Source organism: Zarconia navalis LEGE 11467 (assembly GCF_015207075.1).
Taxonomy (GTDB): domain Bacteria; phylum Cyanobacteriota; class Cyanobacteriia; order Cyanobacteriales; family Geitlerinemataceae; genus Zarconia; species Zarconia navalis.
In genome coordinates, this window is record NZ_JADEXN010000181.1 from 1 (window position 1) to 8,935 (window position 8,935).

Annotated in this window: 5 protein-coding genes; 1 reads left to right on the top strand and 4 read right to left on the bottom strand. The window is 48.6% G+C overall.

Annotated elements, in window-relative coordinates; genetic code table 11:
* The 3 genes from IQ235_RS11175 to IQ235_RS11185 all read right to left on the bottom strand — a co-directional run.
* Positions 1-1,369, bottom strand: a 1,369-nt coding sequence (locus IQ235_RS11175) for a COR domain-containing protein (protein ID WP_264321543.1), incomplete at its 3' end; no start/stop codon positions are given.
* 13 nt (positions 1,370-1,382) lie between these two features.
* On the bottom strand, positions 1,383-1,517 hold the full coding sequence (locus tag IQ235_RS11180; RefSeq protein ID WP_264321544.1) for a ribonuclease HepT family protein: 135 nt from the start codon (positions 1,515-1,517) through the stop codon (positions 1,383-1,385).
* A complete protein-coding gene (locus tag IQ235_RS11185) occupies positions 1,514-1,807 on the bottom strand; it encodes a nucleotidyltransferase family protein (protein ID WP_264321545.1) in 294 nt (97 codons plus the stop codon). The genes IQ235_RS11180 and IQ235_RS11185 overlap by 4 nt, the downstream gene beginning before the upstream one ends.
* 204 nt (positions 1,808-2,011) lie before the next feature.
* Between IQ235_RS11185 and IQ235_RS11190 the strand changes: the two genes are divergently transcribed.
* Positions 2,012-4,078: a prolyl oligopeptidase family serine peptidase gene (locus IQ235_RS11190; RefSeq protein WP_264321546.1), complete on the top strand. Its 2,067-nt coding sequence runs from the start codon at positions 2,012-2,014 to the stop codon at positions 4,076-4,078.
* 77 nt (positions 4,079-4,155) lie between these two features.
* Here the strand turns inward: IQ235_RS11190 and IQ235_RS11195 are convergent, their stop codons facing one another.
* A complete protein-coding gene (locus IQ235_RS11195) occupies positions 4,156-8,889 on the bottom strand; it encodes a trifunctional serine/threonine-protein kinase/ATP-binding protein/sensor histidine kinase (RefSeq protein ID WP_264321547.1) in 4,734 nt (1,577 codons plus the stop codon).
* Positions 8,890-8,935: the final 46 nt, after the last annotated feature.

Consider the following 8,935-nt stretch of genomic DNA (forward strand, 5'->3'; position numbering starts at 1 on the left):
GAGTCATTAGGACGTTATCGTTAAGGATAGAATAGACTCCATTGGTCACCCATTCCGGATTTAGCACACTGTCTTGCTTCAGACGGGGATCGTCGCGGAAATTGAGGGCAATACCCAGGTCGTGCAAAAAGCCGATGAGGGTGTCTTGACTTTGCGTGTCGGTCACGGTTTTGTCGGCGCAGATTTGCTGGTACTGGTGATATTCGATATAGTCAGCATCGAGTTGTTCGAGCTGGGCTTTCACCGCAAACCACGATTCCGGCAGCGTGTCGAAGACGTGGGGAAGTTGGGCAATTTGGGTCTGAATTTCTCGTTTCAGTTTGTCGATGCCCTTGTGTTTGAGGTTGCGGCATGAGGTTTCCACAAACCCGACAATGTTGGGATATTTACGTTGGAGTCCCCGCCTGTCGAGATCGAGGGGTTTTCGATCCACCTGATTGCCGACGACGATGACTGGGGAGTTGCCGCTAAAGCTGCGGACGATCTTCAGCCAATATTCCACCCGATTGCCATGCTCGTCTTGGCGAACATCCAGCACCAGCAGATAGAGACTACGCTTAGTAAGAAAAAACTGGTGGGTGGCGTGCATGATTTCCTGACCGCCAAAGTCCCAGACATTAAGTTTGACTGTTTGCTCGTTGACTTCAATAGGCCATGCTCGAATCAGGATGCCCTCCGTCATCGGTTCGTGGGGGTCGAAAGTGCCATCGATTAACCGCTTGACCAGGGAAGTTTTACCCACTTTGGCTTCGCCTACCAGCAATACCTTTGCTTCGTTCAGAGGGTGGGAAGGCTCTGCCTGGTTTTTCAAGTAGTAGTTGATAATTTTTTTCGGCCAGTAACACTTCTTTAAAATCTCCGGTGGAATGGGCAAAGGATTATTGTCGAGGTCGAGTTTTGAGAGATTTTGCAGTTGGTCAATTTCGGAAGGCAGACTGCCAAGTTGGTTATGGCTGAGGTCAAGTCGTGAGAGATTTTGCAGTTGACCAATTTCAGGAGGCAGTCTAATAAGTTGGTTATTTCGGAGGTAAAGCCGCCACAGATTTTGCAATTGACCAATTTCGGAAGGCAGAATGCCGAGTTGGTTATGGCTGAGGTCGAGGGATGAGAGATTTTGCAATCGGTCGATTTCGGAAGGCAGGCTGACAAGCTGGTTATATCGGAGGTCGAGAGATGAGAGATTCTGCAGTTGACCGATTTCGAAAGGCAGACTGCTGAGTTGGTTATTGCTGAGGTCGAGAGATGAGAGATTTTGCAGTTGACCGATTTCGGAAGGCAGGCTGCTCAGTTGGTTATAGCTGAGGTCGAGTACTGTTGCCCCGTCTCTGGCTGCTTTTTCGATAATTTGCAATAGCTCGTCCTGCATCATGGGTTTTCACCTCTCAGCCTTTTAACCTTTGATGTTTGTCTATTTTCTTAGCAAACGACTCAACCTCGATTCCGGTTGTAAATTCCTCGATCGCTGCAACAGCATCCAAAATATCCTGTAGATAGTCCGCCACTTGCCGTTTCATCACAGGTAAACCACCTCTGCCAAAATCCGCTCCCCAATGCGAGGTTTCAACCCAGCCTTATGCACCAGATCGACCCGAACGCCCAGGTTATCGCCCAGATAGTTCTCCAAATTGATAAACTTTAACAAGCTCGGTGTCTCTGAAAATTCTACTAGCACGTCAACATCGCTGGTTTCGGTTTGCTCTTGACGAACGTACGAACCGAAAATACCTAACTCTTTAACCTTGTAGCGTTCTTCCAATATCGACTTATGCCCCACAAGCCATTGCTCGATTTCCTCTAGGCTTTTCATCGCACACCTTCAACTCAAAACTGTGAGTACTGTAGCGTAGCTGGCTCGATCGTGTGAAATTATGAGTGTCGAAGTACATTCCAACCGTCACAACGACCCACCCTACGACTTTGCTCTTCCCCAAACTCGGCACTCCGAATTCCGAATTCCGAATTCACCCCTAGCAATGCTAGATTAAAAAGCGTTCCTCAAAACCGCGATCCTATGTCTAGTTCCAGCCCTTCCTTCAACTACCCGATCGCCCGTCAAGCCGACCAAACCGATAACTATCACGGTATTGAAGTCGCCGATCCCTACCGCTGGCTAGAAGACCCGGATTCTGAGGAAACTCGCACCTGGATCGAAGGACAAAACCAAGTCACCTCGGGGTTTTTAGACCAAATTCCCCAGCGCGATCGCATCAAAGAACGCCTCACGCAACTGTGGGACTACGAAAAATTCGGCACTCCCTTCAAGCGGGGCGATCGCTATTTCTTCTTTAAAAACGACGGGCTGCAAAACCAAAGCGTTCTCTACGTCTTGCAGTCCCTCGACGGCGAACCCCGAGTTCTCCTCGATCCCAACACCCTCTCTGAAGATGGAACCGTCGCCCTCTCAGGATATTCCATCAGCGAAGATGGCAAGTTCATGGCTTACGGCTTGTCGAGTTCCGGTTCCGATTGGCAAGAGTGGCAGGTTCGCGATGTAGACACCGGCAAGGATTTAGCCGATCGTCTCAAATGGGTGAAATTCTCCGGCGCATCCTGGACTCACGACAGCCAAGGTTTCTTCTACAGTCGCTACGACGAACCCAACGAAGACACCAAATACGAAGATATCAACTACTTCCAAAAACTCTACTACCATCGCCTGGGCACTAACCAAACCGAAGATACCCTCATTTACGATCGCCCCGACGAGAAAGAATGGGGATTTAGCGGCGGTGTCACCGAAGACGGGCAATATCTGATTATCTCCGTGTGGCGGGGAACCGACCCGAAAAATTTGGTCTTCTACCGAGATTTAACCGTCCCCGATGCCCCAGTGGTGGAATTAATTAATGAATTTGAAGCCGAGTACGCTTTTGTGGATAATGAAGGCTCGGCATTCTGGTTCCGCACCGATCTCGATGCCCCACGCGGTCGGTTAATCGCGATCGAAACTCAAACGGGAGAGCGTACCGAAATTATCCCCGAAGCGGAAGACGTGTTAGAAGGGGTGGGACTGCTCAACAATCAGTTCGTCGCCAGCTACCTCAAAGATGCCCGCACGGAAATTAAAATTTTCAACCTCGACGGTTCCTTCGTCCGAGATGTGGCGTTACCCGGCATCGGTTCGGCGGGGGGATTTAGCGGCAAACGCCACGACACCGAAACCTTCTACAGCTTCACCGGATTCACTGCCCCAACGACGATTTACCGCTACGACATGAAAACGGGAGAAAGCCGCGTCTTTCGCCAGCCCCAAGTGGATTTCGATCCGGGTCAATACGAGACGACGCAGATTTTCTACCCCAGTAAAGATGGCACTCAAGTGCCGATGTTTATCACCCACAAAACCGGCATCGAACTCGACGGGCAAAATCCCACCTATCTCTACGGTTACGGCGGCTTTAATATCTCCCTGACTCCCGTGTTTACCGTCGGACAGTTGGTATGGATGGAACTCGGCGGCGTATTGGCGATTCCCAATCTGCGCGGTGGCGGCGAATACGGAGAGGCGTGGCACCAGGGGGGAACCAAACTCAACAAACAGAACGTGTTCGACGATTTTATTGCTGCTGCCGAGTGGCTGATTGCCAACGGTTACACCAGTTCGGCGAAACTCGCCATCGGTGGCGGCAGCAACGGCGGTCTGCTGGTGGGGGCTTGCATGACTCAGCGTCCCGACTTGTTTGCGGCGGCTATGCCGGCGGTGGGGGTGTTGGATATGCTGCGCTTCCACAAGTTCACCATCGGCTGGGCTTGGTGTTCCGACTACGGTTCCCCGGAGAATCTCGAGGAATTCAACGCTCTCCATGCCTATTCCCCCCTGCACAACCTCAAATCTGGCACGGCTTATCCGGCGACGATGATTACCACCGCCGACCACGACGATCGGGTGGTTCCCGCCCACAGCTTCAAGTTTGCAGCAGCCTTGCAAGCTGCGGGAGAGGGGGGAAATCCGCTATTAATTCGCATCGAAACCAAAGCCGGACATGGGGCGGGCAAACCCACCACTAAGACGATCGAGGAGTTGGCCGATCGCTGGGCTTTTTTGGTGCGAGTATTAGAAATGGACGGATCGGTTTAGTGCGTTGAGAAAGGGCGATCGCGAACTGGGAAAACCGAATCCGGGCTGGTTTGCCGTCATTTTAGAGCTATGGAGATTTAGTTTCTCGAAAGGGCGATCGCAAACTCGGTTCCAATGCCGGGTTCGGAAGTACAAGATATCGTACCGCCATGCTTCTCTTCGACGATCTGACGGGCGATCGCCATTCCCAATCCCGTTCCTTTCCCTACTCCTTTGGTGGTAAATCCCTGCTCGAAAATTCGTTGTTTAATATCTTCGGGCATTCCCACACCGTTATCGGAAATTCGGATAATGATTTCTTCGGATGTGGCTTCGGTGCTGATGGTAATTCGATTGGGATTTGCGGCAATCTCCTCAAAACTGCGTCCGGCGTTCCCATCATCTAGGGCATCGATGGCATTGGCAATCAAGTTCATAAATACCTGATTGAGTTGTCCGGGGAAGCATTGCACCTCTGGGAGGTTGCCGTATTGCTTGACAATTTCGATCGCCGGACGGTATTCGTTAGCCTTCAGGCGGTGTTTGAGAATCAACACAGTGCTGTCGAGGCCTTCGTGGAGGTTGAAGGGCACTTTATGTTCTTTATCCGTGCGCGAAAACGTCCGCAAGCTGGTGCTGATATGACCGATGCGATCGGTTCCTTCTTTCATCGAACCAATCAGTTTGGGTAGATCCGAGCGCAGAAATTCTAGATCGATTGCTGCAATTTCTTCTTCTAGCTCTTCATCGGGATTGGGGAGTTTCTCTTGATATAAGTCAATTAATCCGAACAAGTCTTGTACGTAATCTCGAGCCGGTTGCAGATTTCCGGCAATAAAGCCGACGGGATTGTTAATTTCGTGAGCCACACCTGCTACGAGATTTCCCAATGCCGACATTTTCTCGCTTTGTACTAGTTGCAGTTGGGCGTTTTTCAAGTTCGCGAGCGTTTGCTGTGCTTGTTGGTAGAGTTGGGCGTTTTCCAAAGAGATCGCAGCTTGAGCGGTGAGGAGGTTGAGAACTTCAACGCGATCGCGCGTAAAACTACCCTTGACTAAGTGGTTTTCCAAATACAAGATCCCAATAACTAGACCTTGGCGGACGATCGGCGTGCACATTAACGATTGAGGAGATCGAGTCGTAAAATAAGAATCTCCCGCAAAAGTCTTATCCGCAGTCACATCATTGAGGACTAATAATTCTACTGTGCGAGAGACATTGCGAATTAGGGTCGTCGGAATTTCTTCGCTCTGCTCAAGAGAACAAGAGAGTAAGGTAGAGGTTTGAGATGCCCGACTTTCCTCTGAGTTGGTATTGAGAATTGTCATTGCCCGCACAACCCAACTTCCCGATTCTGAGAGAATTAGTACTCCTTTGTCCGCTCCCGCATTTTCAATAACCACTTGCATCAGGATTGAGAGCAAGCTATCGAGTTCGAGTTCTTCTGAAATTGCCTGGGATGCTTTGAGTGCTGCGGTAAAGTCTAGAGCGGCAGAAGTCTGGCTACTGCTTTGAGTGGTAATCGTTTTGCTAGAATTCCAGGTAAGCCTTGCATCAAAATCAACATTAGATTGTTGTTGAAAAATAGGAGCGAGGAGTTGGGGATAAGTGGCTTCAAGTTGGTCGTTCTTTGCCTTAGCTCCCCACCGGGCGTAACAGTAGTAAGCTTCGATCGTGTAAGTTCGAGCAATTTTTTCCTTGCCCCACTCCAAATAGAATTTAGCAGCGAGTTCGTTTGCTAGCGCTTCTTCTTGAAGATACTCGTTTGCTTTTGCTCCTGAGATGGCGCGATCGTACATCTCAATAGCTTCTAGTTTTTCATCCAATACCCGATGTCGTTCTGCTTCTACTAAATGATATCGATGCAAGTAATTCATCGGCGCGTGATTAGCCCAGTGCGCTAACTTTTCTTGATTCGCCACAACTTTTTCTAACCAAGAAGTTCGTTCTGTTATGGGATGCCGATCGATAATGGTCAGATAAGTAAGAGATTCATAGAATGTTAAAGCGCATCCTGTCGCAAAAGCCGCGATCGAACGGAGAAAAGGAGTTATTTTTTCAAAGTTATCCAAGGCCTCATCATAGGCATAAAAGAAATAACAACCAATCCCCTTAAACAGATGAGCGACGGCAATTCCATGAGCATCATTGGCTTCGTACTGATCGGGAAGGTCAATCGTTTCATCATAAGCAGTTCCGATCAACTTGATGGGATCTGCCGAACGGCCTAATAGATTAAGAGTGTGTTGATGATAGGCCTTTACGCAGTATAAAAAGGTCTTATGTTGAATTTGAACGATCGCGTGACTATAAGCTGCTAACTCTCGATCGACTTGGCTTAACTCTTGCCCGGAAAAATACAGGTGGTAGGCGTAAACCTGAGCGGAAACCGCCGTATACTCTAGATCGCCCGTTTCTAAGGCCACTTGATAGGTTTCTTGCAGGGAAGGCAACGTACTGCGCAGTGACTCTTTCCAATGGGAAACCCCCGCGTTAATTCGCGTCATTGTTGTGGCTTGTACTCCTTTGCCAGAGAATTTTTCCAAGACTTGCACGGCTAGCTTGCCAAACTGATAGCCCGTATCAATATCACCGACAGCACTGCATAGAATCAGTCCATAAGTCGCATAGCCCAATGCCGACATTGCGGTATTCCCTTTGCAAATTGACAAGCTCACCATTTTAAAAAAAGCAAAGGGCATCAGATGAGGAGCTGCGATCATCAGTGCAGCCGAAAGCCTCAGCAGAATGAGCGTTGCGGCAAGGGCTACAGGATCTTCCATTTTTGGTAAAAGAATCAGCTCTTGTACGGGTCGTCCGGCTAAGTTTGTATTAACCTCTTGGAGTCCTTTGGCAAAGTCTTCGGGTGTTGGCTGTTCTGGAAAGTCGAGTCCTAATTGCCCGAGAATATCCAATCCTAATTCGATTGCCTCTTGGAGTTGATGTTGGGAAGCCAGTGCTTGAATCTTGATTTCGTAGAGCGGTATTTTGTCTAGGAGAGTACCGGTTTGAGCAAAGGCTGTTTTGAGAAATGTTTCCATCTGGGGTAAATTTCCCGATAGATAGGCGTTCTTCGCCACATTAATATGGATTGATTTAGCAAGGTCGTAGTGCCGCGTCCAAGCATCTTTGCTCAAGAGATTCACAGCAGTCAAAAAATACTCTAAGGCAGAAGCGTAGGCGGTGGACAAATGAGCCTGCTGTCCGGCTAGCACGTTGAAATTCAATAGTTCCTGTTTCTCGGTGGGATTGCTAATCAGGTCGAGACCGCAATTTAAGTGATTGACTACCTCAAAGATCCGCTTGTTGCGTTGTTCTAAGGAGAGATGGGATACCAAGAGTTGCCCGATCGAGAAATGGACTGCTGCCCTTTTGGATTCGGGGAGTAAAGAATATGCCGCTTGCTGGATGCGATCGTGTACGAAGCGATAATCTACCGCGATCGTATTGTCTTCTTTTTTTACGAGAGCGTCTCCCTGGAAAAATTTATAGGTTTGACTTTCGGGAACGATAAAACTCTCCTGCAACCCCTTCCACAAATTGGCAGCCACCTCCTCTTGATGACATTCGCAAACCACTGCCAAGGTTCCTAAATCGAAGCGGTTGCCGATACAAGCTGCAAGTTGCAAAACCTTCTGGGTTTGGGGAGGCAATTTCCGCAGTCGTCCTACCATGAATTCGACGACATCATTTGTTAGTGCTAGCTGTCGTACCCCGGTCAAATCACACTGCCAATATCCCGCATCCGCCTCGAATGCAATGTGATTTTCTGCGTGCAAACCCTGCAAAAATTGAGTGGCAAAAAAGGGATTGCCTTGGGTTTTATGATAAACTAACTGCGATAGAGGTTCAGCAAGTTTTGCCGAGCATAGCAATGTATCGGCAACCAAATAAGTAACATCAAGCTCATCTAAAGACGCAAGCGTTAATGTATTTTGAATTGCTCCTGCCTTGCGAATATCATCAAGGATCAGCATCAAGGAATGTGCTGGATAAACTTCGTTATCGCGATAAGCACCTAAAACTAGCAAATATCCCCTTTCTGACTCTTCCATTAATAATTTAAGCAAGTTTAGAGATGCCGAATCTGCCCATTGCAAATCGTCGAGGAAAATAACTAAAGGATGCTCTTTTGTGGTGAAGACGCGAACGAACTTCCCGAACAACAAATTGAAGCGATTTTGGGCGGCAGTTCCCGATAGCTCGGGGACAGAAGGTTGAATGCCGATGATGCGTTCGAGTTCGGGAACAACTTCAATAACAACTTGAGCATTTTCTCCTAAAACGGAGAGAATTTCGGTTTTCCACTGTGCGAGCTGAGTTTCGCTCTGCGATAGTAATTGCCCCATCAAATCGCGGAAAGCTTGAACGAAGGCGCTGAAGGGAATATTACGGTTGAATTGGTCGAATTTCCCTTTAATAAAATAACCTCGCTGGCGAACGATGGGTTTGTGAACTTCGTTGACGACAGCCGTTTTGCCGATACCAGAAAAACCCGCCACCAACATCAGTTCCACACCTCCGTTGGCAACGCGCTCGAAGGCTTCTAACAACTGGGTAACTTCAGCTTCTCTACCGTAGAGTTTTTCGGGGATAATGAAGCGATCGCAAATATCCCGTTCCCCCAACTCAAACGGTTCGATATGACCGGTTTCTTTCCATTGAAACAAACACTTTTCTAAATCGTGTTTCAACCCCAAAGCACTTTGATAGCGCTCTTCGGCATTCTTCGCCATCAATTTCATGACGATGCTGGCTAGCATCTGGGGAATGTCTTTCTTGTATCCCAATCCCAGAGGGGTTTTGGCAATATGAGAGTGTACCAACTCCATCGGGTCGTCGCTTTGGAAAGGTAACTCGACCGCGAGCAATTCGTAG

Bases quoted from the DNA above. Each gene is read 5' to 3' on its own strand.
- IQ235_RS11185 (WP_264321545.1), bottom strand. From the start codon at position 1,807: ATGAAAAGCCTAGAGGAAATCGAGCAATGGCTTGTGGGGCATAAGTCG.
- IQ235_RS11190 (WP_264321546.1), top strand. From the start codon at position 2,012: ATGTCTAGTTCCAGCCCTTCCTTCAACTACCCGATCGCCCGTCAAGCC.
- IQ235_RS11195 (WP_264321547.1), bottom strand. From the start codon at position 8,889: ATGGAGTTGGTACACTCTCATATTGCCAAAACCCCTCTGGGATTGGGA.